Origin of the sequence: Roseibium algicola (genome assembly GCF_001999245.1) — a bacterium.
Classification (GTDB): Bacteria; Pseudomonadota; Alphaproteobacteria; order Rhizobiales; family Stappiaceae; genus Roseibium; species Roseibium algicola.
The window spans coordinates 4,215,646-4,241,089 of sequence record NZ_CP019630.1 but is presented as its reverse complement, the minus strand read 5'-3'; the positions used below and the strand labels follow the sequence as shown (position 1 = coordinate 4,241,089).

The 25,444-nt window shown below is 60.2% G+C and carries 27 protein-coding genes; 20 read left to right on the top strand and 7 right to left on the bottom strand.

Going from position 1 to position 25,444, the window contains the following annotated elements; translation table 11 throughout:
- Positions 1–79: 79 nt before the first annotated feature.
- The 6 genes from uvrC (at position 80) to mscL (ending at position 7,907) form a co-directional block, all read left to right on the top strand.
- Positions 80–2,059 carry an excinuclease ABC subunit UvrC gene (gene uvrC, locus B0E33_RS19560; protein ID WP_077293470.1) on the top strand — a complete coding sequence of 660 codons (1,980 nt, stop codon included), beginning with the start codon at positions 80–82 and terminating at the stop codon, positions 2,057–2,059.
- Positions 2,060–2,119: 60 nt separating this feature from the next.
- On the top strand, positions 2,120–3,676 hold the full coding sequence (locus B0E33_RS19555) for a tetratricopeptide repeat-containing sulfotransferase family protein (protein ID WP_156912443.1): 1,557 nt from the start codon (positions 2,120–2,122) through the stop codon (positions 3,674–3,676).
- A gap of 140 nt (positions 3,677–3,816) precedes the next feature.
- Positions 3,817–5,376 carry a tetratricopeptide repeat-containing sulfotransferase family protein gene (locus B0E33_RS19550; RefSeq protein ID WP_077292140.1) on the top strand — a complete coding sequence of 520 codons (1,560 nt, stop codon included), beginning with the start codon at positions 3,817–3,819 and terminating at the stop codon, positions 5,374–5,376.
- An 82-nt stretch (positions 5,377–5,458) separates the two neighbouring features.
- On the top strand, positions 5,459–6,562 hold the full coding sequence (locus tag B0E33_RS19545) for an endonuclease/exonuclease/phosphatase family protein (protein WP_077292139.1): 1,104 nt from the start codon (positions 5,459–5,461) through the stop codon (positions 6,560–6,562).
- 129 nt (positions 6,563–6,691) lie between these two features.
- Positions 6,692–7,270, top strand: coding sequence for a thymidine kinase (locus tag B0E33_RS19540; RefSeq protein WP_022998058.1), 579 nt, complete (start codon positions 6,692–6,694; stop codon positions 7,268–7,270).
- Between the two features lie 193 nt (positions 7,271–7,463).
- Positions 7,464–7,907 (top strand): large conductance mechanosensitive channel protein MscL, encoded by a 444-nt coding sequence (mscL, locus tag B0E33_RS19535; protein WP_031268245.1) that lies wholly within the window; start codon positions 7,464–7,466, stop codon positions 7,905–7,907.
- Between the two features lie 29 nt (positions 7,908–7,936).
- Here the strand turns inward: mscL and B0E33_RS19530 are convergent, their stop codons facing one another.
- Complete coding sequence (locus B0E33_RS19530; protein WP_156912442.1) at positions 7,937–8,890, bottom strand: AraC-like ligand-binding domain-containing protein; 954 nt, start codon at positions 8,888–8,890, stop codon at positions 7,937–7,939.
- Positions 8,891–9,014: 124 nt separating this feature from the next.
- Between B0E33_RS19530 and B0E33_RS19525 the strand changes: the two genes are divergently transcribed.
- From B0E33_RS19525 to B0E33_RS19490, 8 genes are all read left to right on the top strand, one after another.
- Positions 9,015–10,040 carry a carbon-nitrogen hydrolase family protein gene (locus B0E33_RS19525; RefSeq protein ID WP_055655853.1) on the top strand — a complete coding sequence of 342 codons (1,026 nt, stop codon included), beginning with the start codon at positions 9,015–9,017 and terminating at the stop codon, positions 10,038–10,040.
- A 167-nt stretch (positions 10,041–10,207) separates the two neighbouring features.
- A complete protein-coding gene (locus B0E33_RS19520) occupies positions 10,208–10,579 on the top strand; it encodes a winged helix-turn-helix domain-containing protein (protein WP_022998062.1) in 372 nt (123 codons plus the stop codon).
- Positions 10,580–10,650: 71 nt separating this feature from the next.
- Positions 10,651–11,442 carry a molybdate ABC transporter substrate-binding protein gene (gene modA, locus B0E33_RS19515; RefSeq protein ID WP_077292137.1) on the top strand — a complete coding sequence of 264 codons (792 nt, stop codon included), beginning with the start codon at positions 10,651–10,653 and terminating at the stop codon, positions 11,440–11,442.
- A 185-nt stretch (positions 11,443–11,627) separates the two neighbouring features.
- A complete protein-coding gene (locus B0E33_RS19510) occupies positions 11,628–11,918 on the top strand; it encodes an HlyU family transcriptional regulator (RefSeq protein ID WP_022998064.1) in 291 nt (96 codons plus the stop codon).
- 102 nt (positions 11,919–12,020) lie between these two features.
- On the top strand, positions 12,021–12,593 hold the full coding sequence (pgsA, locus tag B0E33_RS19505) for a CDP-diacylglycerol--glycerol-3-phosphate 3-phosphatidyltransferase (RefSeq protein WP_022998065.1): 573 nt from the start codon (positions 12,021–12,023) through the stop codon (positions 12,591–12,593).
- A 43-nt stretch (positions 12,594–12,636) separates the two neighbouring features.
- Positions 12,637–12,888, top strand: a complete 252-nt coding sequence (gene moaD, locus B0E33_RS19500) for a molybdopterin converting factor subunit 1 (protein ID WP_022998066.1) — start codon at positions 12,637–12,639, stop codon at positions 12,886–12,888.
- Positions 12,889–12,891: 3 nt separating this feature from the next.
- Complete coding sequence (locus B0E33_RS19495; protein WP_022998067.1) at positions 12,892–13,353, top strand: molybdenum cofactor biosynthesis protein MoaE; 462 nt, start codon at positions 12,892–12,894, stop codon at positions 13,351–13,353.
- Positions 13,354–13,549: 196 nt separating this feature from the next.
- A complete protein-coding gene (locus tag B0E33_RS19490; protein WP_167579660.1) occupies positions 13,550–14,773 on the top strand; it encodes a multidrug effflux MFS transporter in 1,224 nt (407 codons plus the stop codon).
- A 24-nt stretch (positions 14,774–14,797) separates the two neighbouring features.
- On the opposite strand, the gene B0E33_RS19485 is transcribed toward B0E33_RS19490, so the two are convergent.
- Complete coding sequence (locus B0E33_RS19485; RefSeq protein WP_077292136.1) at positions 14,798–15,874, bottom strand: alcohol dehydrogenase family protein; 1,077 nt, start codon at positions 15,872–15,874, stop codon at positions 14,798–14,800.
- An 80-nt stretch (positions 15,875–15,954) separates the two neighbouring features.
- Between B0E33_RS19485 and B0E33_RS19480 the strand changes: the two genes are divergently transcribed.
- Positions 15,955–16,482 (top strand): TetR/AcrR family transcriptional regulator, encoded by a 528-nt coding sequence (locus tag B0E33_RS19480; protein ID WP_228148029.1) that lies wholly within the window; start codon positions 15,955–15,957, stop codon positions 16,480–16,482.
- 49 nt (positions 16,483–16,531) lie between these two features.
- Here the strand turns inward: B0E33_RS19480 and B0E33_RS19475 are convergent, their stop codons facing one another.
- Positions 16,532–17,434 carry a branched-chain amino acid aminotransferase gene (locus B0E33_RS19475; protein ID WP_022998071.1) on the bottom strand — a complete coding sequence of 301 codons (903 nt, stop codon included), beginning with the start codon at positions 17,432–17,434 and terminating at the stop codon, positions 16,532–16,534.
- A 246-nt stretch (positions 17,435–17,680) separates the two neighbouring features.
- Here B0E33_RS19475 and B0E33_RS19470 point away from each other — a divergent pair, with 246 nt between their 5' ends.
- The 4 genes from B0E33_RS19470 to B0E33_RS19455 all read left to right on the top strand — a co-directional run bounded on the left by B0E33_RS19470 (position 17,681) and on the right by B0E33_RS19455 (position 21,954).
- Positions 17,681–18,247, top strand: coding sequence for a MarR family winged helix-turn-helix transcriptional regulator (locus tag B0E33_RS19470; protein ID WP_206051383.1), 567 nt, complete (start codon positions 17,681–17,683; stop codon positions 18,245–18,247).
- A gap of 34 nt (positions 18,248–18,281) precedes the next feature.
- Positions 18,282–18,980: a response regulator gene (locus B0E33_RS19465; RefSeq protein WP_077292134.1), complete on the top strand. Its 699-nt coding sequence runs from the start codon at positions 18,282–18,284 to the stop codon at positions 18,978–18,980.
- An 11-nt stretch (positions 18,981–18,991) separates the two neighbouring features.
- Positions 18,992–20,386, top strand: coding sequence for an ATP-binding protein (locus tag B0E33_RS19460; protein WP_077292133.1), 1,395 nt, complete (start codon positions 18,992–18,994; stop codon positions 20,384–20,386).
- A 233-nt stretch (positions 20,387–20,619) separates the two neighbouring features.
- Positions 20,620–21,954, top strand: coding sequence for an 8-oxoguanine deaminase (locus B0E33_RS19455; protein WP_077292132.1), 1,335 nt, complete (start codon positions 20,620–20,622; stop codon positions 21,952–21,954).
- 39 nt (positions 21,955–21,993) lie between these two features.
- Here the strand turns inward: B0E33_RS19455 and B0E33_RS19450 are convergent, their stop codons facing one another.
- Both B0E33_RS19450 and B0E33_RS19445 read right to left on the bottom strand, forming a co-directional pair.
- Entirely contained in the window at positions 21,994–22,335 is a 342-nt protein-coding gene (locus tag B0E33_RS19450; protein ID WP_022998077.1) for a tRNA-binding protein, read from the bottom strand.
- A 70-nt stretch (positions 22,336–22,405) separates the two neighbouring features.
- Positions 22,406–23,104, bottom strand: a complete 699-nt coding sequence (locus B0E33_RS19445) for a TetR family transcriptional regulator (protein WP_077292131.1) — start codon at positions 23,102–23,104, stop codon at positions 22,406–22,408.
- Positions 23,105–23,471: 367 nt separating this feature from the next.
- Here B0E33_RS19445 and B0E33_RS19440 point away from each other — a divergent pair, with 367 nt between their 5' ends.
- Positions 23,472–23,945, top strand: a complete 474-nt coding sequence (locus tag B0E33_RS19440) for a YciE/YciF ferroxidase family protein (RefSeq protein ID WP_055655871.1) — start codon at positions 23,472–23,474, stop codon at positions 23,943–23,945.
- 108 nt (positions 23,946–24,053) lie between these two features.
- Here the strand turns inward: B0E33_RS19440 and proC are convergent, their stop codons facing one another.
- Positions 24,054–24,872, bottom strand: a complete 819-nt coding sequence (proC, locus tag B0E33_RS19435; RefSeq protein ID WP_022998081.1) for a pyrroline-5-carboxylate reductase — start codon at positions 24,870–24,872, stop codon at positions 24,054–24,056.
- Positions 24,869–25,369, bottom strand: coding sequence for a type III secretion system chaperone family protein (locus B0E33_RS19430; RefSeq protein ID WP_022998082.1), 501 nt, complete (start codon positions 25,367–25,369; stop codon positions 24,869–24,871). The genes proC and B0E33_RS19430 overlap by 4 nt, the downstream gene beginning before the upstream one ends.
- Between the last annotated feature and the right edge of the window lie 75 nt (positions 25,370–25,444).

Below are 25,444 nucleotides of genomic sequence, written 5' to 3'. Positions count from 1 at the left end.
GGCCGCCGGTTGGCAGCAGAGCACCGCTTCGCCGCACCCGCCTCTTTCCCTATTGCCTTGCGCGGCTTAAATGTCTGGCATGCAGGACGATACTGATTCTGGAAAAAGCGCCGTATCCGCGCCGGAGACCGGCAATGCCCCCGCACGCAAGGGTGTCGAGGTCATTGCCGACGAGGTCAAGCGCCTGCCCAACGGGCCGGGCGTCTACCGGATGCTGGACGAAAACGGCGAGGTTCTCTACGTCGGCAAGGCCCGCAGCCTCAAGAAACGGGTCACCAGCTACACGCGTCTGCAGGGCCAGTCCAACCGGATCATGCGCATGATCCTGGCGACGGCGTCGATGGAATTCGTCGTCACCCAGACAGAGCCGGAAGCCTTGCTTCTGGAAGCCAACCTGATCAAGCGCCTTCGGCCACGGTTCAACGTGCTGCTGCGCGACGACAAGTCCTTTCCCTATATCCTGGTGACCGGTGACCATGAATCCCCCGCGATCGTCAAGCATCGCGGTGCCCGCAAGCGCAAGGGCGAGTACTTCGGACCCTTTGCCTCGGCAGGCGCGGTCGACCGCACCATCAATGCGCTTCAGAAAGCCTTTCTGATCCGGACCTGCTCGGACAGCTATTACGAAAACCGCTCCCGGCCCTGCCTGCAGTATCAGATCAAGCGTTGTGCAGGCCCCTGCACCGGGGAAATCGATCCGGCGGATTATGCCGGCCTGGTGTCGGAGGCCAAGGCCTTCCTTTCCGGCCGCAGCCAGTTGATCAAGACTCAGCTTGCAAAGCAGATGGAAGCCGCGTCCGCCGATCTGGAGTTCGAGCGCGCCGCCATCTACCGCGACCGCCTGTCGGCATTGTCGCACATTCAGGCGCATCAGGGCATCAATCCGCAGTCGGTCGAGGAAGCCGACGTTTTCGCCATCCACCAGGAAGGCGGCCAGACCTGCGTGCAGGTGTTCTTTTTCCGCACCGGACAGAACTGGGGCAACCGGGCCTACTTTCCCAAGGCCGACAAGTCCTTCGAGGAAGCCGATATTCTGGAAAGCTTCCTGGCGCAGTTCTATGACGACAAACCGGCTCCACGGCAGATCCTGCTCTCCCACGAACTGAGCGAACAGGACCTTCTCGCGCAGGCGCTCTCCGAACGCACAGGCCGAAAAGTCGACGTCGCCTGCCCCAAACGCGGGGAAAAGAAGGAGCTGGTCGACCACGCACTGACCAATGCACGCGAGGCGCTCGGCCGCAGACTTGCGGAAACCTCCAGCCAGGCCCGTTTGCTGAAAGGCGTCGCGGAAGCTTTCGACCTGCCCCAAGCGCCGCGCCGGATCGAGGTCTACGACAACTCCCACATCATGGGCACCAATGCGGTGGGCGGCATGATCGTTGCCGGCCTGGAAGGCTTCGCCAAGGGCCAGTACCGCAAGTTCAACATCAAGTCGGAGGATCTCGTCCCGGGCGACGACTACGGCATGATGCGCGAAGTGCTGACGCGGCGCTTCTCCCGTTTGTTGAAGGAACATGCCCGCGAAGACAGCAAACCGGAGGCGGTCGACCCAGCCCTCCAGGATACCGATGAGGGCGAAGAGGAAACGGCCCCTGCCGATACCGGCGTACCGGCCTGGCCGGAACTGGTCCTGATCGACGGTGGCCAGGGCCAGCTGACAGCGGCCCGCGAGACTCTGGAAAGCCTCGGCATCACCGATGTCCCGCTCGTCGGCATCGCCAAGGGGCCCGACCGGGATGCCGGACGGGAGAAATTCTTCATCCCCGGCCGGCAGTCCTTCATGCTGCCCGAGCGCGACCCCGTCCTCTATTTCGTGCAGCGCCTGCGCGACGAAGCGCACCGCTTTGCCATCGGTAGCCACCGGGCCCGCCGCAAGAAGGACATCACCAGGAACCCGCTGGATGAGATCGCGGGTGTTGGTCCGACGCGGAAGAAGGCCCTGCTGCGCCACTTCGGCACGGCCAAGGCCGTCTCCAAGGCAGGGGTCGACGACTTGGCCGCCGTGCCCGGCATTTCCGAGGCGATTGCCAAACTGGTCTATGACCATTTTCATGAATAGGACGTCCGGCCGGCGTTTCCTCCCGGCCAATGATTTTGCCAAAGCCAAGGAATTCTGAGAGTGTCAAACCCGTTGGAAGCCGCGCTTCGGTGCATCGACGCAAAGGATTACGGCATGGCGCTGGAGATCCTGACCGATCTCAATGCAGCCAATCCGCGCGATCCTCAGGTCAATCACTGGCTTGGTGTCATCTATCTGACCCACGGTCACGCATCCCGGGCAATCGAACATCTACAAGCTGCCGCGAAGGTCGCGAAGAAGGAAGCCGTCATCTTCGCAACACTTGCGGATGCCCTCACCCTCGACAACCGTTTCGAGGAGGCCCTGCCATATGCGCGCAAGGCAGTCGCTCTCGACGCCAAGTCCGAATTCGCCCACCGCACCCTGGGTGAGATCTACGCAAGACTGCGGCGGCCCGTCATGGCCGAACATGCCTTTCAAAACGCGCTTGCCATCAACGAGGCATCGGCGATCGCGCATCTGGCGCTCTCGCGGCTGAAAGTCTCGCTCGGCAAGATGGACGAGGCCGAAACCCATTTCCGGCGGGCGCTGGAACTGGCTCCCGAGGAACCCTCGGTGCTCATCAGTGCAAGGGACCTCTCCGACCTTTCACTGAAGAAAGAGGCGCTGGAAAAGATCGAGCCCCTGCTGAACGATGCGGACCGGCCGATGGCGAAGGTCGAGCGGGCAAGGCTTGCCTTCACAGCCGGCAAGATCTGCGACGACACCGGCGACATTCCCAAGGCCTTCCATTACCTCGGCCTGCATCGAGACGACCTTTACGGTCACTATGATGCCGACCGGCAGGAACGCCACGTCGAAACCTGCCGGGAAGTCTTCTCGAAACAGTTTTTCGAAGACCGCAAGGATTTTGCCCTCACCAACGACAGACCCATCTTCGTCTTCGGCATGCCGCGATCAGGCACCTCGCTGGTGGAGGCCATCCTGTCCGCTCATCCCAAGGCGACTGCCGCAGGTGAATTGAGCTTCTTTGACGAACAGATTGATGGCCTGACGGCAGGCCACACCGGTGACAACGCCTTCTTCGACGCCGCCCTGGCCCTCGACCGCAAGAGCGCCCAGCGCATCGGCCGCAAGTACCTGACCCTGCTCGACGGTTTCAGCAAGAAAAGTGCCCGCGTGATTGACAAGATGCCGCAGAATTTCGAGCACCTCTGGCTGATCGCCCTCCTGTTCCCAAACGCGCATTTCTGCCATGTCAGCCGCAACCCGGCCGACACCTGCGTCTCCATCTACATGACGCCCCTGCCCGGCAAGCACGGTTACTGTGAAAGCCAGCAATCGCTCGCCCATTATTATCGCCAGTACAGAAAGCTGATGACGCACTGGAGCACGGTGCTGCCGGTTGAGATCCGCAATCAGTCCTACGAAACCCTTGTGAGCGATCCGGATACGGAGCGCCCCGCACTGATTAGTCACGCCGGGTTGGCATGGGACGAGGCTTGCCGCCATCACGAAAGCAATGAGGCGCAGGTCTTCACCTTCTCCATGGCCCAGGTCAGGCAACCCATTCATACTGGGGCCGTGAACCGTTTCGAAAAGTACCGGGATCACATTGGCCCGCTGCTCGAAGGACTTGCAGAGATCGAAACCTGACACCGGAGGGTTGCATCTTCAGGCCGGTTTATCACAAGCTGTAGCGACAAACCGGCACCCGGCGCATCTTTCGCGCCTTTTTTGGAAACGGGTGTGTTCGCGAGACCAGCCGCTTGTGCGGTGCAGACCACCGGACAAAGATGCACCCAGATCCGACCGAACAAGCTTTCGCTCTTCTTCAAGCAGGACAATTCGACCGCGCTCAGACGCTTCTGGAGGCAGTGCTCCAGAACGATCCGCGCAATGCCCGCGCACGGTATGGCCTGGGCATCGCCTGCCTTTCCTTCGGCCGGACCGCGCAGGCGATCCCGCATCTGGAAGAGGCCGCAAAAGGCGCGAAAAAGGAAGCAGTGGTTCACACCACACTCGCAAGCGCGCTCAACATCGAGAGGCGCAGCGAAGACGCACTGCCTCATGCGCGCAAGGGGGCGTCGCTCGCACCGGGGTCTGAATACGCGCAACGCGTCCTTGGTGAAGTCTACGCCGATCTCCGGCGCTCCGGACTTGCCCGGCAGGCCTTCGAGCAGGCTCTGAAGGCCGATCCGCAGTCGCCACGTGCTCATCTGGGCCTCTTCGAACTGGAAATGACACTCGGCAATCGGGACCTTGCTGAAAACCATATTCACATCGCTTTCACAGAGGCCCCTTCCGATCCCGCAATCCTGACCGCGGCCGCCGAAGCTCAGGACGAAACTCTCAAGGTGAGTGTCCTTGACGGAATTGAACGGCACCTTGCGAACCTGCCACAAGGCGCCGCAACCGCCGAAGTCACCCGTCTTGCGTTTGCCGCAGGCAAGATCTGCGACGCCGCAGGCGACACCGGCAAGGCATTTTCCTTTTTCGACGGATACCGGACGGGCCTTTACCCCGCCCACGATCCGGGCGTGCAGAAAGCCTTCGTGGAAAGCTGCAAGGCCGCCTTTGACCGGGAGTTTTTCGAACAGCGGAAGAACTGGGCGCTTTCAAGTGACAGGCCGGTTTTCGTTTTCGGCATGCCTCGTTCCGGCACGACCCTGGTCGAGCGGATCATCGGCCGGCACCCTGCCGCACGGGCTGCGGGGGAGCTTCAGTTCATCCCCGATCGGATTCATGATCTGGCGTCCGGCCGGATACACGACCCGCGCCTCTTTGAGGCAGCCCGTCAGATGACACGGCAGGAGGCTCAGCGCATCGGCCGCCGCTATCTCTCCCATCTGGAGGTTATCGACAAGAGAGCACACCGTGTAATCGACAAGATGCCTCACAATTTCGAAAACCTCTGGCTTCTCGCCCTTCTTTTTCCCAACGCCAGTTTCGTGCATGTGACGCGGACCGCGGAAGACACCTGTCTTTCGATCTACATGACGCCGCTACCGCCGCATCATTCCTACAACGAGAGCCAGGCTTCACTCGGTCGCTATTTCAATCTCTACCGTGATCTGATGGCCCACTGGTCAGAGGTTCTGCCGGTTGCCTTGAGGCATCAGTCCTATGAAAGCCTTGTCAGCGACAATGAGACGGAAAGTCGGGCCCTGCTCGCCCATACCGGCCTGGACTGGGACGACGATTGCCTGAAGCCCCCTGACGAGACCACCCAGATCTTCACCTTCAGCCGCGAGCAGGCACGTCGACCTGTCTATGGCTCGTCCGTCGGGCGCTGGAAGGCTTATCAAGCGCATATTCAGCCGCTGCTGGCAGCGCTCGAGGCAAAGGCGAACTGACTTTGCGGCAAAACAGGTCGCACCTTCCGCGCAGTCCGTGCTAAGCACAGCCGCCTTCTCATGAAATCGGACCCAGGCTGCCATGTTTCGAAAGCCCCAGGCTAAACCGCGTTCCCTGATCCATAGCGTATTATCCCTGATTGGTTGGTGTGGCAGCCTTGGTGCCATTGCAGTCAGTGTGCTCGGCCTGCTTGCCTTTCTGGCGCCGGACGTCTGGCTTGCGGACAACATGAGCTTCTTCCTGAGACAGTTTCTGGCCGCTGGCCTGGCGGGGTGTCTTGGCGGTGCGGCCGGTTTCCTCGTTCGGCACCGGCTTCGTCTGATGTACCGGTTGACCTGGTTCGTGGCCGTGATCGCCTTTCTCAGCCTGGCCGGGTTCACCGGAGCTCGCACGCTTGCCAACACCAAGCCCCTTGGTCCCGCCGCGCCAGGAGATCGTCCGCTCAAGATCGTCTCCATCAACCTTGAACACCTGTTTCTGGGGGACAAGGTGTTGCAGGCCTTTCTGGAAAAGGAGCAGCCTGATGTCGTGGTGTTTCAGGAAGTGCTGTGGTGGCTTCAGGAACGCCGCTGGCAACGCTTGGGGCTGCCGGCTGGCGGTGCCGGCAAGAACGGATTTCCCGAATACCTGAAGGTCGGAGACCTGGGAGGCCTGGCGGTCTACTCCCGCTTTCCGCTGACGTCGGAGGAAACCCGTGTCATCTCTGGCGACGTCCCTCCCGGGGCAAATGTCTATTACGATGGCGACAGGGAACTGCTGTCTCTCTCCGTCGACACCGGTTCGGCTCCGCTGCATCTCCTGGTCATTCATCCCGACAGCCCGCGTTCGAAGATCCGCTGGGAGAACAAGCGCCGATATTTCGACGAGGCCGATAGCGTCATCGATACCTTGAAGGCCGACAACGGCAGCAACATTCTGGCAATCGGCGACTGGAACAGTTCACCCTGGTCTGCCCGGTTCCAGCAGACACTCACACGAAACGGGTTGAAAACGGCCTATCCGGACGGATGGCCGCAGACGACGCGCTTCTTCTTCGATTACAGCCTGCACTGGATCCTCGGCGCGCCTGTCGACCAGTTCGCCGTCTCCAGGGACATCCAGATCGTCAACGTTTCGCTTGGCCCCGATATCGGTTCCGATCATTTGCCGCTGATCGTGGAGATCGCCCAGACGCCGACCAACTGACTTCGGCGATCTGCGCCCGGCACCTGAAAATTGCGACATTGGCTGTGACTTCAACCGGAAAGTGTTTGAGGCTTCGGGTGGTTTCCTGAAAACTGCCCGCAACTTCAAGACCGATTCCCAAAGTTCCGCATGGCCAAACTCTATTTCAACTACTCCTCGATGAACGCCGGCAAGTCGACAGTGCTGTTGCAGGCCGCCTATAACTACGAGGAGCGCGGGATGAACACGCTGCTCCTGATCGCCGCCTTCGACGACCGCGGTGGCAAGGGTCGGATCGCATCGCGTATCGGGTTGGGAGCGGATGCCGATGTCTTCAACTCGGCTGACAACGTCTTTGATCACATACTGCGCGCCGACGAAGCGAAGAAGGTCGACGCGGTCTTCGTCGATGAAGCCCAGTTTCTGACGGAAGATCAGGTCTGGCAGCTCGCCCGCGTGGCCGACACGCTGCGCATTCCTGTGATGTGCTTCGGCCTCAGAACGGATTTCCAGGGAAAGCTCTTCCCCGGCAGCGCCGCCTTGCTGGCGCTTGCGGATAATCTGAAGGAAATCAAGACCATCTGCTGGTGCGGACGCAAGGCAACCATGGTTGCCCGGTTGGATGCGGACGGCAAGATCGTCGAGGAAGGCGACCAGGTCGTTATTGGTGGCAATGACAAGTACGTCTCGCTCTGCCGCCGTCACTGGAGCGAGCGGAAGCTGGGCTGATCGCCACTTTCCGTTCGGAACCTTTCAGAACCGCACCTCGGACTGGTCGCAGTGCCCTCACTTTGTGATGGACAAAGCCTCCCAGAGCAGGATTATCAGTTTTTCTGACAAGAAGCCCCGCCGCAGCCCAATTCGTTGAAGGTGCTACCGCGCGCACTCTGGTCAGCGATCCGAAGACTTTTGGGGTATGCATATGATCAAGGAATTTCGGGATTTTATCGCCAAGGGCAACGTCATGGACCTTGCCGTCGGCATCATCATCGGCGCAGCATTCACCGCCATCGTCACCAGCCTGGTCAATGACCTGATCAACCCGATTATCGGGCTCATCATCGGCGGCATCGACTTCACCTCGATGTATGTCGTTCTGTCCGGGGAGGTTCCTGCCGGCACCGGTCTTGCCGCTGCTCGTGAAAGCGGAGCCGCCGTTTTCGCCTATGGCGCCTTTCTGACGTCCTGCATCAACTTCATGATCATCGCATTTGTCGTCTTCATGCTTGTGAAGTCGGTCAATCGGATCAAGTCCATGGCTGAAAAGCCGGACGACGTAGAGCCTGAGGTCAAGACCGGCCCGTCGGAAATCGACGTCCTGATCGAAATCCGCGACGAGCTTAAGTCAGCCAAGGCCTCTGCCTGATTTCACCTTCGCGGGACCCTTTACCGCGATTACTCTTCCTCGCCCCGGTACTGCCGGGGCGAACGGCCAAAAGCCTTGCGAAACAGTGTCGAGAAATGCTGCAGATTGTTGTACCCGCAGCGCATCGCGATTTCACTGATCGACATCGCTGCAAATCTCGGGTCATGCAGCGCCGCTGCAACGACCTCCAGCCGTTTCTGCCGGATTTCGCCTGCGATCGAAGACCCTTCGCACTGGAAGATCGCGTTGAGACGCCGTACCGACAGTCCGGTGGCCGACGCCACCTGGTTCCGGTCCAGCTCCGGATCGTGAATGCGGCGCGCAATGCAGCTGCGCGCCCTGAGCAGGATCTGACGATCGAACGAGGAAAGCGCCAGCTCGCTCTTGCGGCTGCCCGCCAGCCCGGTCGCCACAAGGTCCAGAAGTGTTTCCTGAAGCGTTGAGGCAAACACCGGAGAGCCGCTGTTCAGGTGGGCTGAAAACGCCAGGATGCTCTCCCGCACAAGACGGCCGATGTCGCTTTGCCCGTCGATCCAGGTTCCGCCGAGCGTCTCGGCAAATGGCAATCGGGAGAGCAGACTTGCCTTCGAAAACTGCAGGACCGTTTGCGAGAAGGGTTCCGTCAGATCCAGACAATAGGGCTGGGTGCTGTCATAGACCACCATGTCGCCGGGACGCAGCACCGATGTTTTTCCGAATTGGGTCAGACGCGAGGAGTTTGCGGTCTGCAGGCTGACGAGGAAATCGGCTTCCGACGCCGACCGGATGTCGCTGGGGCGCCGCACCACCCTGTGGGCTGTCCCGGACACTCTGGAAACGGACAGGGCCGAATGGCGCTCGATATCCAGACTGCCGACGAAACCGGGGCCCTCGCCCGCTTCACAGCCCAGCTGGACATAAGAGTCACAAACCGCTTCCCGCCAATAGGCGAAGCGATCGCGCGGTGCGATGTCCACTGTGCTGTATGAGGCCTGGCCGCTCATATCCGTTTCCGTTTTCGACTGGTCGATTTTCGGCAGTCTGCCCAAAAACGCAAGTTTTTTGGCTCAGGGACAAAAGTAATCTCGTCGTCACTCCGGCAGGCTGGGAGGCCTAGGAGGACATCACATGACCAAGCAATTCAAAGTCGCAGCCGTCCAGGCTGCCCCCTGTTTTCTCGATCTTGATGCCGGCATCGACAAGGCCGTCCGCCTGATCGAGGAAGCTGCATCAGCCGGAGCCAGACTGGTCGCCTTCAGCGAAACCTGGCTGCCCGGTTATCCAAACTACATCTGGCTCGGCCCCGTCGCCTGGCAGATGCAGTTTGCCGGACGCTATTTCGAAAATTCCATCGTAGCCGGTTCGGACCATGAAAAGCGCCTGGCCGACGCCTGCCGGAAAAACAACATCCAGCTTTCCATGGGCTGCTCGGAACGTGACGGCGGCTCGCTTTATATAGCCCAATGGCATTTCGACGAGACCGGCACGGTCGTGAACCGCCGGCGCAAGCTGAAACCCACCCACGTGGAACGCACGGTCTATGGCGAAGGCGACGGCTCTGATCTTGCCGTGGTCGAAACCTCCCTCGGCCGCATCGGCCAGCTGGCCTGCTGGGAACACCTGCAACCGCTGTCGAAATACGCCATGTATGCCCAGAACGAGCAGATCCATTGCGCCGCCTGGCCCAATCTCCACCTCTACAAGGGCACGGCCTACGCCCTTGGCCACGAAGTCAACAACGCGGCGTCGATGATCTACGCGGTTGAAGGCGGTTGTTTCGTGCTTGCACCCTGCTCGCTGGTCACCAGGGACATCCAGGACGAGCTCTGCCAGGGCGATCCGGAAAAGGAAGCACTATGCCCGCTCGGCGGCGGCTATACCCGCATTTACGCCCCGGACGGACAGGAAATCGGCACTCAGATCGCTCAGGACGAAGAAGGCCTCGTCTTTGCGGACATCGACCTCGGCATGATCGCCTTCGCCAAGGCAGCTGCCGATCCGGCGGGTCATTATGCCAAGCGGGACGCCACCAGACTGTTGCTCAACCGGAAGAAACAGCGCCCCGTTGTCGCCTTCGACGATGCCCCCGGCTGGGAGGATGCAAGCGAGCTTGCCACAGTGCGGCAGAGCCCAATGGAAGAGGCTGCCGAGTAGACCAAACAAGCCGGTGCGCGGTACCTGCGCACCGGTCCGGGATTGCCCCGGTGCACTGTACGCTGCGCCAATCCGTTGGCGCTGACCTCACCGGCACACTTGGACAAACCCTCGGAACCGAAATTTGCGCCTTGTCCAGGCGTGGCCGGCAGGGTCAATATCGGCGCATGAGAGACGAAGACAGCAGTCCCCGGTTCCGCATCCGCCTCGTGTTCGGCCCGGACGAAATGATGGGCCCCGGCAAGGCCGAGTTGCTGGAACGCATTCAGCGCACCGGATCGATAGCGGCCGCGGGTCGTGAGATGGGCATGAGCTACAAGCGGGCCTGGCAACTTGTGGAAACCCTCAATGCCATGTTCCGCTCCCCCCTCGTGGAACGCAGCCGCGGCGGTGCAAAAGGCGGTGGGGCGCAGATTACCGAGACCGGCCTCGCCGTTCTCGAGGAGTATCGCGCGATTGAACTGAAGGCGCGTGCCGCCGGAGACCCGCACATCGAAAAACTGAAAACCCTGCTGAGCGATATTCCCGACGGAATATAACGCTTGCCTTTTGGCAGCTTCGCCTGCGATATTCCCGAAGAAACATATCGCAATTTTGAGGAACCAGCTGCATGTCCAATTCCAGTCTCTTCGCCTGCTTGCGCTCTCTGGCTGGTGCGGCCTTTCTTGCAGGCCTTGCGGCTCAGCCAACCACTGCGGCAGCAGGGGAAGTCACTGTTTTTGCCGCAGCAAGCCTGGCGGACGCCCTGGAAGAGATCGAACAGCGTTTCGAAGCAGCCACCGGACATGATCTGGTGATATCACTTGCTGGCTCTTCGGCGCTTGCACGGCAGATCCAGCAGGGAGCACCGGCGGACATCTTCATCTCGGCGAATCCGGACTGGATGGATGTTCTGGAAAAGGACGAGCTGCTGGAGGCCGGCACCCGGTTCGACCTGTTGAACAATTCCCTCGTCCTGATTGCACACGGCCGTGAAGCAAAGCCGCTCGATATTTCGGCCGATCTGAACCTCCCCGAAATCCTGGGCGACAACCGTCTTGCCATGGCTTTGGTCGACGCGGTGCCCGCAGGCATTTACGGCAAGGCAGCCCTGCAAAGCCTCGGGCTGTGGGACGATGCGGAACCACGTGTAGCGCAGTCGGACAATGTTCGTTCCGCGCTTGCGCTGGTGGCAACGGGTGAAGCGCCCTACGGCATTGTCTATGCCACGGACGCCGTGGCAGAGGACAATGTGACTGTCGTTGGAACCTTTCCGGCAGAGAGCCATCCGCCGATTGTGTATCCGGTGGCGGATCTGGCCAATCGGGACACACCTGCGGAAGAAGAGTTTCTAGCCTATCTCCAGGGCCCCGACGCGCGCGAAGCCTTCGAACGTCAGGGTTTCGTCGTGCTCGATCGCTAGGTCTTCAAGCCAGACAACGCAAGAACCTCAAATCGCCGAACAGGTGAGCAGGCCGGACGAGACGCCTCTGCGCCATCACCTTGCGCTGAAGAATGCAAATTCCCGCAAGCTTCTCCGGCCTCTCCCCTTGAAGCCCTTCCCCGCCCCTCGTAAAAGGGGGCAAATGAAACGGATTGAGGCCTCAGATGCTCGGCAAGATGTTCAAATCCCTTTTCGGCTCTTCCGGAGACGGCAACAAAGGCGCCTCGAAGGCAACGACGGTGGACTATGACGGTTACCTGATCGTCGCTCAGCCCCAGCTGTCGAACGGCCAATGGCAGGTCAGCGGCCGGATTGAAAAGCAGGTTGGCGAGACAACCAAGGTGCATACCTTCATTCGTGCAGACACGCTGCCGGACGAGGAAGCTGCGGCCAACGAGATGATCCGCAAGGCCAAATTGATGATTGACCAGGTCGGCGATAGCATATTCGATTGAGCCAGGACCGGATCTTCACCGGAAATGAATAGTCATGGCGCTGCCGGGAACCCGTATCCCGGACCGATAGCGCCGGGTTCAGCCCGAAATCCGAAAGCCGACATGAAACGAAATATTGTCCTGAGCCTGCCCAATCTCCTAACCTATGGGCGCATATTGGCGGTTCCTGCGGTTGCGGTCTGTTTTTATTTTGAAGGCAACACAGCTCGCTGGGTTGCGCTTGCGCTGTTCGTTCTGGCAGCGATCACCGATTTCTTCGATGGCTACCTGGCGCGGGCCTGGCAACAGCAGTCCGCGCTCGGGCGCATGCTCGACCCGATTGCAGACAAGCTGCTGGTGTCCGTCAGCCTGCTGATGCTGGCCGGTGACGGAACCATCTACGGCTGGACCATGATCGCGGCAATCATCATCCTGTGCCGGGAAATCCTGGTCTCGGGACTGCGCGAATTTCTGGCTGAACTGCAGGTCAGCGTTCCCGTTACCAAGCTTGCCAAGTGGAAGACCACCGTCCAGTTGATCGCTGTCGCCTTTCTGCTTGCTGGCCCGGCGGGCGACACCGTGTTCGCCTATACGACGCAAACAGGCCTCGTGGCACTCTGGCTCGCCGCCCTGCTTACCCTATATACGGGGTACGATTATTTCCGGGCCGGCATCGGCCATCTGATAACGGAATAGGTGCCTTCATTCCCGCCCTGACCGCACACCACCTGGAGGTTTCATGAACATCCGCTATTTCGCCTGGGTCCGTGAACGGGTCGGCGTCGAAGAGGAAACCATCGAGGTTCCGGCATCGGTTGCGACAGTTGCTGATCTGATCTCGCATCTGAAGACACTCGACGACAATCACGCCGCCGCGTTCGAGGAAGAAGACGCCATTCGCGTCGCACTTGACCAGATGCATGTGGAAACCGACGCTGCGCTTGGCGATGCCCGGGAAGTTGCTTTCTTTCCGCCCATGACAGGCGGCTGAACGATGGCCACAACCCCGCTTGTCCGCGTCCAGGCAGAAGACTTCGACCTGCAGGCCGAAAGCCTTCGTCTTACAGAAGGACGCAAGGACGTCGGTGCGCTGGTGACCTTCACAGGTCTGTGCCGGGATGAAGCCGGAACCCTGGCGGCACTGGAACTGGAACACTATCCCGGCATGGCCGAAGCCGAATTGACCCGGATTGCCGGAGAAGCGGCAGAGCGCTGGCCGCTGACGGGCCTTACCGTGATCCACCGCTTCGGCAAGATCGCACCTGGGCATAACATCGTTCTGGTGATCGCCGCCTCTTCCCACCGCCGGGCCGCGTTCGAGGCTGCCGACTTCCTGATGGACTACCTGAAGACCCGCGCCCCCTTCTGGAAGAAGGAACACCCTGCGGAAGGCGGCACCGGAGCCTGGGTGGAAGCGAAAACCGAAGACGACACGGACGCCGCACGCTGGACCTGAGCTGCACAAGCGAATAGTCTGCTATTGATTCAAGGCCGCTCTGCCGCTTCTTTCCCATTCTCAAGCTTTGCGGCTGCCCCGGCAGCCCACCCATTTGAATTGGTCCGACCCCGTGAAACACGACAGTGAACCCTCCGGCACAGCCGCCGCATCGCCGGCGGCAGAAAAGGGTGCTTCAGGCTCTTCTTCCGAAGTTCTGCGCGAGCCAGGCATTCCCTTTGCCGAGTTTGTCGCCATCATCGCCATGATCATGGCACTGAATGCCATGGCCATCGACGTCATGCTGCCGGCCCTGCCCGCGATTGGCGATGCGCTCAACATCGTTGAGGAGAACAACCGCCAGCTTGTGCTCCTGTCCTATCTGGTGGGTTTTGGCGGAGCACAGCTCTTCTTCGGCCCGGTAACAGATGCACTGGGGCGGCGCGGCATCCTCGTCGGCGGCCTTGCGCTTTACAGCCTTGCCAGTATCGGCGCCATCTTCGCGATGGATCTCGACACGCTTTTGATCGCGCGCGTCCTTCAGGGCATCGGCTGTGCGGCTGCCCGCGTCACGGCGCTTTCCGTCGTGCGCGATTGCTACACCGGCAGGCGCATGGGCAAGGTCATGTCACTGGTGATGATGGTCTTCATGGCCGTTCCCGTGGTCGCGCCCTCCATCGGCCAGGCCGTTCTCCTGATTGCCGGCTGGCACTGGATCTTCGCGCTTCTGCTCATTTACGGCGTCGCGATGATGATCTGGTCCGCCCTCAGGATGCCGGAAACCCTGGCGGTCGAAAACCGCCGCCCGATGGAGGTCTCCACCATCGTCAGTGCCTATATGACAGCTCTGACCACCCGCGTAAGCCTTGGATACACCGTCGGCACTGCCTTCATTTTCGGCGGCCTGTTCTCGTTCCTGGCCATGTCGCAGCAGATCTTTGTCGACATTTTCGGCCTTGGGACGCTGTTCCCGATCGTCTTCGCTGCCATTGCCATCACCATGGCCGGTGCGTCCTTCACCAACGCGCAGCTGGTGGAAGCCATCGGCATGCGGCGGCTCTCCCATGGGGCCGCGGTCGTCTACACCGCGCTCGGATTTGTCGTATGGATTCTGGCGTTGCTGGGCCTGGAGAACTTCTGGGCGTTCATGATATTGGCGACGCTGATCATGACCAGCTTCGGCTTCCTGGGCGCGAATTTCAATGCCATGGCCATGGAACCGCTCGGCGCCATCGCCGGAACCGCTTCCTCCGTCATCGGCACCATTTCGACGCTTGGCGGCGCGATCCTGGGGTACATCATGGGGCAGCTTTTCGATGGCACGACCCAGCCCCTTGGCCTCGCTTACACAGTCTATGGACTTTGTGCCATCGGCTGCATTCTCTACGCCGAGCGCGGCCGCATGTTCCACGCCATGCACGACAAGCAGTCCCTGGACTGAGAATGAGATGTTGATGTCGGCGCCTCACGCGCCGACATCAATCGCGATTTTTCCGATGAAGGCTTTTTCCAGGAACTTTTCCTGCGCGACACGCAGCTTACGCAAGGGATAGGTTTCAGCAACCACCGGCCGGATCTCGTCCGCTTCGATGTAGCTCACCAGATCCTGAAACACGTTGTCCGGCTGATAGGTGCTTCCAAGAAGCGTCAGATCACGCAGGTAGAGCGTCCGAAGATCCAGTTCGACAATCGGCCCGGCTATCGCACCCGATGTGACGTAGCGCCCTCTGTTGCAAAGCGCATCGATCAGCTTGCCCCAGGAAGGGCCGCCAACGAGATCCAGCACAACGTCAAAGGACTGTTCGGGCGGAACCGCGTCCCGATCCAGTGTTTCGTCGGCTCCAAGAAGCCGCAAGTCGGCTGCTTTTTCCCCGCTGGTAACCGCCGTGACATGCGCTCCCCGGCGCTTGGCAAGCTGGATCGCCGCAGAGCCGACCCCGCCGGACGCTCCTGTGATCAGCACACGCTCAGCCTTGACACCAGCACGTTGCATCATTCCTTCAGCCGTGGAAAAGGCGCAGGGAAACGAAGCCAGTTCGACGTCACTCAGATGGGAGTTTATCGCAAGCGCATCGTGAGATCTTGCCGTTGCGTATTGTGCAAATCCACCGTTTGTCTCTGACCCGAAGGTCCAGATTGCAGGTTCCTGGCCATCTGCTTCGACAGTTTGGAGCGCCCGCACCAGAACCCGTTCGCCGATCCGGCTCGCCGGGACGCCGTCGCCAACCGCAACGATTTCACCACAACAATCGGCGCCCTGAATATGCGGGAAGGTCAAAGGCTTGCCGGACCAACTGCCATCCGCTCCGGTGTCGGCCAAATATCCGTCAGCCGCGCCGGAGGCGGTGTCGCCACGCACGGCCTTGGAGTACCACCCTGTTCGGGTGTTCACGTCGGTATTATTGACCGAAGACGCTCCGACACGGATCAGAACCTCGTTCTTCCCGGCCACGGGAACTGGCAGGTCCGTCCGCCAGACCAACTTCTCAAGTCCGCCGTGCCCCGTCAGCACGACACCGCTCATCTTTTCGGGGATCGCCATACGCTTTCCTTTGGTAGAATGATCGTTCTACTTGCCACGTGTAGAACGATCATTCTACATAGTCAAGCATGACCGACACCATGACCAGGATCGCTTCGGGACTTGAGCGGGCATTTGCCGAAAACGGCTTTGCCTCGCCAAGCGTGGGAGATTTGAGAGATGCGGCGGGCGTAAGCCTTCGCACGCTGTACAAATACGTGCCGTCGCGGGAAGACATGGTCTACGCGGCCCTGGAGCATCGGCACCGGCGCTACCTGAAACTTGTGTTTGGCGACTTGCCGGCCGATCCGGAACAAGCTCTTGGAGAAATCCTCGATCGGATCGCCAACTGGATGGAAACCGAAACTACAAGGGGCTGCCTGTTCCATGCCGCTGTGGCATCTGCTCCCCATGACGAGAAGCTGTTTGATCTCCTGAAAGAACACAAGACACAGGTGGCCGGCCTCGCCGCCAGCGCAACGGGACTTGCGGGCTGTGAGATCGAACTCTCGCTTCTTCTGGAAGGTTTGACACAGACCTGGCCGCTTCATGGCGACCGGTCGGTGGAACGCGCCAAGTTATTCGGCAAACTTCTTATGACGGCGCATTCCGACATCACCGCAAAATAAAAGGCGGGCCAATGCCCGCCTTTCCGATTATTGCCGTGCGGCTGTTCTGTCAGCCTGCTGCGGCCTGCAGGGCCGGGGTTTGCGGACGCACAGCGGCATCATAGTCCTGCATCAGGGTCTTGATGATGTCGCCGACCTGATAGGTATTTCCGGCAATCTCGGAAACCGGCGTCACTTCAGCGGCCGTTCCGGTAACGAAGCACTGTTCGAATTCCGGCAGTTCTTCCGGCATGATCACGCGCTCGACAACCTCGATACCGCGGTCGCGTGCCAGACCGATCACCGTCTGGCGGGTAATGCCGTTCAGGAAGCAGTCAGGCGTCGGCGTATGGATCTTGCCGTCCTTGACGAAGAACACGTTGGCGCCGGTTGCCTCGGCCACCTGGCCGCGCCAGTCCAGCATCAGCGCATCGGTGTAGCCCTTGGCTTCCGCGGCATGCTTGGAGATGGTGCAGATCATGTAGAGACCGGCGGCCTTCGCCTTGAACGGAGCCGTTGCAGGCGCCGGACGGCGATATTCGGCCATATCGAGGCGAATGCCCTTCAGGCGCTCTTCCGGCTTGAAATAGCTCGGCCATTCCCAGGTGGCGATCGCCAGGTGAATGGTGTTGTGCTGAGCCGAAATACCCATCATCTCGCTGCCGCGCCAGGCGACGGGGCGAATATAGGCATCGGTCAGGTTCATGCGCGCCAGGGTTTCTTCCTTGGCAGCGTTGATTTGTTCAGCAGTGTACGGGATCTCGAAACCGAGCATGCGCGCCGATGCAAGCAGGCGCTCCGTATGCTCTTCGGACTTGAAGATCCGGCCGCCATAAGCACGCTCGCCTTCGAACACGCTGCTGCCGTAGTGAAGCCCGTGGCTGAGAACATGCAGTTTGGCTTCCGACCAAGGCACGAATGTGCCGTCGTACCAGATATCACCACTGAGCTGATCAAAAGGCGTTCCAGCCATTTTTCATCTCCCGCTCGCTCTATGAGCGTTGTTTTGTTTTCTCTTTAACAGAGGCAAATGACGCCAAAGACTTGCGCCTTTTTTACCGCTGTATTTTTTGCACAGCACGCCAACTATCGGTATCCTGATGGCCGCGGCGACGATGATAGGATTCGTTTATCATCTGATGCGTGAAAATGCATCAAAAAGACCGATCATTTCGTTCGCGACCGAATAGAAGTAACAATCGACCAGAATTAAGTCAATATGACTGACGTAAATTTCAAACCGGACCAACCGCCCCTCAGACGGGATACGGACGAGGTTCGGCCCAGGCAGCCCGAAGGGGACGATACGGATGGCGCCGACGCGCTGTCCTACGACCTTATCGAGCTTCTTTTTTTCGCATATCGCGACTTCACCGGTGATCCGGACGACGTACTGGCCAAGTATGAGTTCGGCCGCGCACACCACCGTGTTCTGCATTTTGTGGACCGCAATCCCGGGATCATGGTCACTGACCTGCTCGGCATTCTCCGGATCACGAAGCAGAGCCTTGGCCGGGTGCTCAAGCAACTGGTGGACGCCGGCATCATCGAGCAGCGCGAAGGCCATCATGACAGGCGGCAGAGACTGCTCTATACCACCGAACGCGGACACGCCCTTGCTGTGGACCTCACCAGCCTGCAGCAAAAGCGCCTTGAACGCGCCCTAATTGGATTGCCAGATGGCAGCGACGAAATTATCCGCAGGTTTCTGCTCCGAATGATCGACCCCGAAGCGCGGCCCCAGATCCTGCAGCTGATACGCAGTCTCTACGATCTGAAGGATTGACCGGCAGAGGTCACAAAAGGACGACAAAGCCGACATGAATGCCCAGGTGCCTGACGACAACGCCAACCACATTCTCCTGGTCGACGACGACAAGCGCATCAGGGACCTTCTGTCCAGGTTGCTCAAGGAGAACGGCTATCGTGTGACCGCCGCCGCCCATGCGGCCGAAGCCCGCACGTGTCTGTCCGGGCTGGAGTTCGACCTGATCATCCTCGATGTCATGATGCCGGGCGAGACCGGTCTGGAACTTGCCGTTTCCCTGCGTGAGGACTCTTCCGTCCCGATCCTGATGCTCACCGCGCGCTCCGAGGCCCCGGACCGGATCGCCGGACTGGAAGCCGGCGTTGATGATTACCTTTCCAAGCCGTTCGAACCGCGGGAACTGATGCTGCGCATTGCCGCGATCCTGCGCCGTGGCAACCAGCAGCCGGTCATTGTCAGCGAAGAAATCCGCTTCGGCCCGTTTTCGTTCAATTCTGCCCGGGGTGAACTCAAGAACGGCGAGGCCATGGTGCGCCTGACCGACAGGGAAAAGCAGATCCTGTCGATTTTCGCCGAGCAACCGGGCGCGACCGTTCCTCGCCACAAGATCGTCGGTGATGATAGCGGCCTGGGCGAACGGACGGTCGACGTCCAGATCAACCGGCTGCGCCGCAAGATCGAAACGGATCCGGGGAACCCGATCTACCTGCAGACGGTGCGCGGCATCGGATACAGGCTCGCGTGCGACTGAGCCGGAAACAAATGGCGAGACTCGACAGCTTCTTCCGGCGCGTGCCCCTGACGGTTCCCCTGAAACCGCTGATGGCGGTCTATCGTCAGGTCGCCAGGCTCATGTACCGGGTCATGCCGAAGGGCCTGTTCACCCGGACCTTCCTGATTATTGTCGCCCCCATCGTGATCCTGCAGTCGGTGCTCGTCTTCGTGTTCATGGAGCGGCACTACCAGTTGGTCTCGCGCAGGATGTCGGAAGCCGTGGTGCGCGAGATTGCGGCCGTGGTCTATGTTCTGGAGAACTATCCGCAGGACCCGGACTACGCCAACATCGAGGAGCTCGCCTCGCGGGCACTCGGCATGTCCATGACCGTGACACCACTTGAGCCCTTGCCGCCTCCCACGCCCAAGCCGTTTTTCGACGTCATCGACCAGGAACTGAGCCAGGCGATCGGACAGCGCATCGGCAAGCCGTTCTGGATCGACACGGTCGGCAGGTCCCGCTTCGTCGAAATTCGCATCCAGTTGAAGGATTCCATCCTGCGCGTCTTCACAAGGCGCAGCCAGACCTACGCCTCCAATTCGCACATCTTCCTGGTCTGGATGTTCTCCACGTCGCTGGTTCTGGTGATCATCGCCCTGTTGTTCCTGCGCAATCAGATCCGCCCGATCGTGCGCCTGGCCAATGCGGCGGAAGCCTTCGGCAGAGGCCGTCCGGTAGAGAATTTTCGGGCCAGCGGCGCACGCGAAGTTCGCCAGGCTAGCCTTGCCTTCATTGACATGCGACGGCGCATCGAGCGGCAGATCGAGCAGCGCACCACCATGCTTGCAGGTGTCAGCCACGATCTCAGGACCATTCTGACGCGTCTCAGGCTGCAACTCGCGTTCCTCGGCGGCTCGCAGGAAAGCGAGGCGATGCGCAAGGATGTCGACGAAATGAGCCACATGCTCGAGGATTATCTGGCCTTTGCCAGCGGCGATGGCGATGAGGACATCCAGAAGACCGACCTTTCGCTTCTGCTGGAGGAACTGGAAGAAGAAGCGGAGATCTCGGGCCACGATGTAAGGACCCGGTTCGAAGGCTCCCCGGAAGTCGAGATCCGGCGCCTGTCGATGAAACGCTGCCTCTCCAACCTGGTCACCAACGGCTGCAAATACGGAAACCGGGTCGAGGTACTCGGCCGGGTCGACAGAGGCTGGATCACCATCACCGTCGACGACGACGGCCCGGGCATTCCCGAAGACCAGCGCGAGATCGCCTTCAGGGCCTTCCACCGGCTGGATCTTGCTCGCAACATGGATGAAACCGGCAGCGGTCTCGGCCTTGCCATCGCCCGTGACATTGCCCGTGCCCATGGTGGCGACCTCTATCTCGAAGACAGCCCAATGGGCGGCTTGCGGGCACGGCTGCGTATCCCGGCATAGGAAAACTTTACTCTCCAGGTAGGAATTCGCCGCCAATCTGGCCGAGAGACTTGCCTTTTCAGCCACCAATTTGTTTCATTTGAAAGTCTTTCAAGGTGATTGAACACAATCGCCACCCAATTTCCGGTTGACTGGGCAAACATCAATTTTCTACCAAATGGCTTGCTGGTTCTTGCCCCCGTTTTCCACCAGCCGAGCGCATTCCGATGAGACGGGGACTTGAGGAATGCACCATGCCTGAAATTCTCCTGAAAAATGCCGACGCCGTCCTCACGATGGATGACGACCGCCGGGAACTGTCGGCCGTCGACATTCGTCTGCGTGATGGCGTGATTGCGGAAATCGGCAAAGATCTGGAGACCTCCGGCGAAACGCTGTCCGCTCGTGGCTGCGTCGTGACACCCGGCCTTGTGAACACGCACCATCATCTTTACCAGAGTTTGACCAGAGCCGTCCCCGGTGGCCAGGACGCCCTGCTTTTCGGCTGGCTGCAGACCCTGTACCCGATCTGGTCCCGCTTCGGCCCGGAGGAAATGTTCGTTTCCGCGCAGACCGGACTTGCCGAACTGGCACTTTCCGGATGCACGCTCAGCTCCGATCATCTCTACCTCTATCCCAACGGATCGCGGCTTGATGACACCATCGCCGCCGCAAGAGAGATCGGCCTTCGCTTTCACCCGACCCGCGGCGCCATGAGTATCGGCGAAAGCGACGGCGGCCTTCCGCCCGACAGTCTTGTTGAACGCGAAGCCAGCATTCTGGAAGATTCCATTCGCGTCGTGGATGCCTTTCACGACCCGTCAGAAGGCGCGATGGTTCGTGTCGGCCTTGCCCCTTGCTCGCCCTTCTCGGTCAGCCGGGACCTGATGCGCGATGCGGCTCTGTTAGCCCGCGACAAGAAGGTTATGCTTCATACCCATCTTGCGGAAAACGATGAGGACATTTCCTACTCGCAGGAAAAATTCGGCTGCCGACCGGGTCAATACGCCGAGGATCTCGGCTGGACCGGGCCGGATGTCTGGCACGCGCATTGCGTCAAGCTGGATGATCGGGAAATCCGGCTGTTCGCCGGCAGCGGCACCGGCGTTGCCCATTGCCCCTGCTCCAACTGCCGGCTTGGCAGCGGCATTGCCCCTGTACGCGCAATGCGCGACGCCCGGGTGAAGGTTGGCCTTGGTGTTGACGGTTCGGCCAGCAACGATGCCGGCAACCTGGTCCTGGAAGCGCGCCAGTCGATGCTGCTGCAACGGGTGGCCAACGGTGCGGATGCCATGTCTGCCCGCGAAGCCCTGGAAATCGCTACCCGTGGCGGCGCCGATGTGCTGAACCGGCCGGATTGCGGCCGGCTCGCCCTCGGCAAACGTGCCGATATCGCACTGTGGGATGTTTCCGGCCTAGAAAGCGCGGGCAGCTGGGATCCGGCGGCGCTGCTGCTCGCCGGTCCGACACGCGTCAAACACCTGTTCGTGGAAGGTCGTCAGGTCGTCAACGACGGCCAGATCACAACGATTGACCTGCCGAGGGTGATCGAACGCCAGAACCGGCTTGCGCGAAATCTGCAACCCTGAAACGAGCTTGCCCCTGGAGACGGGGCCAGGTGCGCAGGATCAGTAAAGCCGACCGCCGATCGGAACGTCCTTGGTCGGCGACAACAGCACCACTTCGCCATCAGCATCCGGAACGCCGAGCGTCAGCACTTCGGACATGACGGGGCCAATCTGGCGCGGCGGGAAGTTGACCACCGCCATAACCAGCTTTCCGACCAGGGTTTCCGGTGTGTAGTGTTTGGTGATCTGTGCAGAGGTTTTCTTGATGCCGATTTCCGGACCGAAATCGATCTGCATCTTGTAGGCGGGCTTGCGTGCTTCGGGAAATTCCTCGGCCTTGATAACCCGGCCGACACGCACATCCACTTTCAGGAAATCGTCAAAACTGATCTGATCGCTCACGAAAACATTCCTTTTGTTCCGCGAGCGACCATGGACGGTCAGATGACTGTTCGCAAGGCCCGGGCAGCGCTCAGGCGCCTGCCGGGGCCTCTCCGCCGAGGTCTGTGTCTTCCCGGCCACTTTCCGCGCTGTCACCGCGGCGGCCAGAGCGTTCCGATGCCTTGCGGAAGAACGAGCGGATGCCCTTCGCGACGCCGTCCAGCTTGTTCAGCCGCTTCATGAAGGACGTGCCCTTGTCCAGTTCCTTGTCGAGGCGCGCCATCGTGCGCGGCATGCCTTCGTCTTCCTCGTCCAGCCAAACGCCGATGACACGGGCAAAGGCAACGGAGAGACCCTGGGCAACGACGGTTGCCTTGACCCCGGAAACATCGATCCCGGCAGCGATCAGCATCCATTTCTGCGAGCGCACTTCAAGGGCGTTGAAGTCAAGCGCAAGGGCGGCATCCTTTCGCGCCGCCTTGTGGAGCGCACGCACGGTTTCCTTGTGTTCGGCCATGGCGTCGATGCGGCTCATCAGGATGTCGAACAGGCGATCGCGCGCGGGTTGGTCGCCCATATCCTCGTCGCGTTCGTCCAGAACAGCGGTGTCGATCTGTTCCAGGAAGGCGGCAACCAGCTTCAGCTTGGAGGCATAGGCGCTGCGCATCTCGGAAAGCTTGACCTTGGACGTCTCGGCGATCAATGGCAGCGAGACGTCTTCATAAGGATGTTCCGACAACAGATCGAGAAAGGTCTTCAGGATCTTCTGCTTGGTCTTCGCGGTCGCCATTGCTGGCCCTCCTGTGTGTTTTCTGCCCTCAACATAGGATCGCAGATGCTTTCAGAAAAGGGCGGCCCGCTGCCGCAGGCTATCGGAGCGCCCCTCCAGGAACGCGGGTCTCAGGCAAATGCAGGCACCGAATAGGAACCAAACCGACTGGCACGGCGTTTCCTGAACTGACGGGCCTGAGACTGTGTACGGAGTGTCCGGAAGGACTCCCGGTCACCTTTCTCATGGCCTGTTCCGCCCGAGCGATCGGTTCCCCCACGCGAAGCCCCGTTGAGACGGAGCGTCGCGCCGATCGTCTCCGGGTGGCTTTGACAGACCTTTGCCGAGCCCCGCCCCGGGCCAAGCGCATCTTGTGAAAGGACGCCCCATGAAAACGCTTGCCGATGCTTTCGAGCATACGCTTCAGGACATCTACTACGCCGAAAAAACCATGACCAAGACCATGCCGAAACTGCAGGAAGCTGCAAACGGCAAGAAACTGAAGGATGCGATCGGTGAGCATCTGGAAGAAACGAAATCTCAGGTCAAGGTTCTGGAACAGGTCTTCAAGTCGCTCGGAAAGAAGCCGGAAGGCGAGAAGTGCGATGCCATTGAAGGCCTTATCAAGGAAACCGACGGCATCATCAGCGAGGCGAGCGGCGCGGCCAAGAACGCAGCATTGCTGGCTGCCTGCCAGGCGGTCGAGCATTATGAGATCGCCCGCTACGGGACGCTGCGCGAATGGGCGAAGGTCCTCGGCCACGATGAGGCCCACGACTTGCTGACCGGCATTCTCGATCAGGAAAAGGCGGCAAACAGCAAGCTGACCAATCTTGCCGTTTCGACCATCAACGCGCAGTAACCGCGCCATCCTGCTCGAAGACCCTTCGGCTTTCGGGCCAGGTAATCAAAAGGCCGCCGGAGTTCCGGCGGCCTTTTGTCTGATTAAACCCGTGTTGCCGGGATGACTTCAGCCGGCCAGTTCGCGCGCGCGTTTGACGGCGGCGGCAACCGCCTCGCTCATAACCGGCTGCAATCCTTCGGCGTGCATCAGCACGTCAAGCGCAGCAGCCGTCGTGCCGTTCGGGCTGGTAACGTTCTGGCGCAGGATGGAGGGATGTTCACCGGACTGGTGCATCAGCTCCCCTGCCCCGCACACCGTGGCAACGGCCAGCTCATGAGCTATCTCTTCGGGAAGCCCGGCCTGCTTGCCCGCTTCGCTCAAGGCTTCTGCGAGGAAGAAAACATAGGCTGGGCCCGATCCACTGACACCGGTCACCAGATCGATCTGGTCTTCGCTGTCGAGCCAGACCACCTTTCCGACCGCCGACAGAAGCTTGGTGACATCTTCGCGGGAAGAAGCGGAAACTGCCTCAGTCGGATACACCGCCGTGATGCCGCGCTTGACCATGGCCGGTGTGTTCGGCATGCAGCGGCAGATCGGCACCTTGCCGAAGTATTCCTCGAATTTGGCAACCGGAGTACCCGCCGCAATCGACAGCACGAGCGTGTCGGCAGCAACGGCAGACTTCAGCCCGGGAAGGACCTGGTCCATGAGCTGTGGCTTGATCGCCACCAGCACGATGCCAGCCGTAAGGTCATCCGGGACCGAAGTCACATGGCGGATGCCGTGTTTCTTGAGGAGGGCGTCCATCTCTTCGGAAAGACGCGGGTCGCTGACCACGATGGCGGCGGGATCGATCCCTTCCGCCATCCAGCCTGATAACATTGCCCCGCCCATCTTGCCGGCTCCGACAAGAAGGAAAGGCCGTTCCTTTGAAAAGCTCATGCTTCTCCTGCGGTTTCAAACAAGGCCGTATTCAACGCCTCGGCTGCCGAGTGACCGGCCCAGACGACGAATTGAAAGGCTTGATAGAAACGTTCGCAGTTTTCAAGGGCATTTGTCAGCATTCCCTCGATCTGTGCCGAGGAGGCCTCCGCACCGCCCGCAAGAAGCAGCGACTGCCGGAACATCACCACGTTCTCCTTGTTCCAGAGATCGAAGTGGCCCATCCAGAGCTGTTCATTGACCAGTGCGAGCAGACGGACAACTTCCGTCTTGCGCAATTCGGTGACCTTGAGGTCAAAAGCGCAGGCAAGATGAAGGGCTTCGACTTCCTCCATCCACGAGAAGGAGACGTGGTAATCACACCAGCTCCCCTCCAGGGATATGGTGATCTCGTCTTCGTCCGACCTTTCGAACGTCCAGTCGTTCAACGCGGCGAACGTCTCGATGGTGTCAACGGGATTACCAGGTCGCTCGAGTTCAAGCTCGATGAGGCTCATGTGCCTACTCCCCTTCTGAGCCGGGGGCCTGGAACCCGATCACGATAACCGGGCGGGCCGCCGGGAAAAGTCCCA

What these genes read in the sequence shown, in the direction of transcription:
- B0E33_RS19470 (WP_206051383.1), top strand. Translation starts at nt 17,681, where the DNA reads ATGACTGACGTAAATTTCAAACCGGACCAACCGCCCCTCAGACGGGAT.
- B0E33_RS19430 (WP_022998082.1), bottom strand. Translation starts at nt 25,369, where the DNA reads ATGAGCCTCATCGAGCTTGAACTCGAGCGACCTGGTAATCCCGTTGAC.
- B0E33_RS19440 (WP_055655871.1), top strand. Translation starts at nt 23,472, where the DNA reads ATGAAAACGCTTGCCGATGCTTTCGAGCATACGCTTCAGGACATCTAC.
- B0E33_RS19550 (WP_077292140.1), top strand. Translation starts at nt 3,817, where the DNA reads ATGCACCCAGATCCGACCGAACAAGCTTTCGCTCTTCTTCAAGCAGGA.
- proC (WP_022998081.1), bottom strand. Translation starts at nt 24,872, where the DNA reads ATGAGCTTTTCAAAGGAACGGCCTTTCCTTCTTGTCGGAGCCGGCAAG.
- B0E33_RS19530 (WP_156912442.1), bottom strand. Translation starts at nt 8,890, where the DNA reads ATGAGCGGCCAGGCCTCATACAGCACAGTGGACATCGCACCGCGCGAT.
- B0E33_RS19540 (WP_022998058.1), top strand. Translation starts at nt 6,692, where the DNA reads ATGGCCAAACTCTATTTCAACTACTCCTCGATGAACGCCGGCAAGTCG.
- B0E33_RS19525 (WP_055655853.1), top strand. Translation starts at nt 9,015, where the DNA reads ATGACCAAGCAATTCAAAGTCGCAGCCGTCCAGGCTGCCCCCTGTTTT.
- B0E33_RS19475 (WP_022998071.1), bottom strand. Translation starts at nt 17,434, where the DNA reads ATGGCTGGAACGCCTTTTGATCAGCTCAGTGGTGATATCTGGTACGAC.
- B0E33_RS19445 (WP_077292131.1), bottom strand. Translation starts at nt 23,104, where the DNA reads ATGGCGACCGCGAAGACCAAGCAGAAGATCCTGAAGACCTTTCTCGAT.
- mscL (WP_031268245.1), top strand. Translation starts at nt 7,464, where the DNA reads ATGATCAAGGAATTTCGGGATTTTATCGCCAAGGGCAACGTCATGGAC.
- B0E33_RS19495 (WP_022998067.1), top strand. Translation starts at nt 12,892, where the DNA reads ATGGCCACAACCCCGCTTGTCCGCGTCCAGGCAGAAGACTTCGACCTG.
- B0E33_RS19480 (WP_228148029.1), top strand. Translation starts at nt 15,955, where the DNA reads ATGACCAGGATCGCTTCGGGACTTGAGCGGGCATTTGCCGAAAACGGC.
- uvrC (WP_077293470.1), top strand. Translation starts at nt 80, where the DNA reads ATGCAGGACGATACTGATTCTGGAAAAAGCGCCGTATCCGCGCCGGAG.
- B0E33_RS19465 (WP_077292134.1), top strand. Translation starts at nt 18,282, where the DNA reads ATGAATGCCCAGGTGCCTGACGACAACGCCAACCACATTCTCCTGGTC.
- moaD (WP_022998066.1), top strand. Translation starts at nt 12,637, where the DNA reads ATGAACATCCGCTATTTCGCCTGGGTCCGTGAACGGGTCGGCGTCGAA.
- pgsA (WP_022998065.1), top strand. Translation starts at nt 12,021, where the DNA reads ATGAAACGAAATATTGTCCTGAGCCTGCCCAATCTCCTAACCTATGGG.
- B0E33_RS19485 (WP_077292136.1), bottom strand. Translation starts at nt 15,874, where the DNA reads ATGGCGATCCCCGAAAAGATGAGCGGTGTCGTGCTGACGGGGCACGGC.
- B0E33_RS19460 (WP_077292133.1), top strand. Translation starts at nt 18,992, where the DNA reads ATGGCGAGACTCGACAGCTTCTTCCGGCGCGTGCCCCTGACGGTTCCC.
- modA (WP_077292137.1), top strand. Translation starts at nt 10,651, where the DNA reads ATGTCCAATTCCAGTCTCTTCGCCTGCTTGCGCTCTCTGGCTGGTGCG.
- B0E33_RS19520 (WP_022998062.1), top strand. Translation starts at nt 10,208, where the DNA reads ATGAGAGACGAAGACAGCAGTCCCCGGTTCCGCATCCGCCTCGTGTTC.
- B0E33_RS19510 (WP_022998064.1), top strand. Translation starts at nt 11,628, where the DNA reads ATGCTCGGCAAGATGTTCAAATCCCTTTTCGGCTCTTCCGGAGACGGC.
- B0E33_RS19545 (WP_077292139.1), top strand. Translation starts at nt 5,459, where the DNA reads ATGTTTCGAAAGCCCCAGGCTAAACCGCGTTCCCTGATCCATAGCGTA.
- B0E33_RS19455 (WP_077292132.1), top strand. Translation starts at nt 20,620, where the DNA reads ATGCCTGAAATTCTCCTGAAAAATGCCGACGCCGTCCTCACGATGGAT.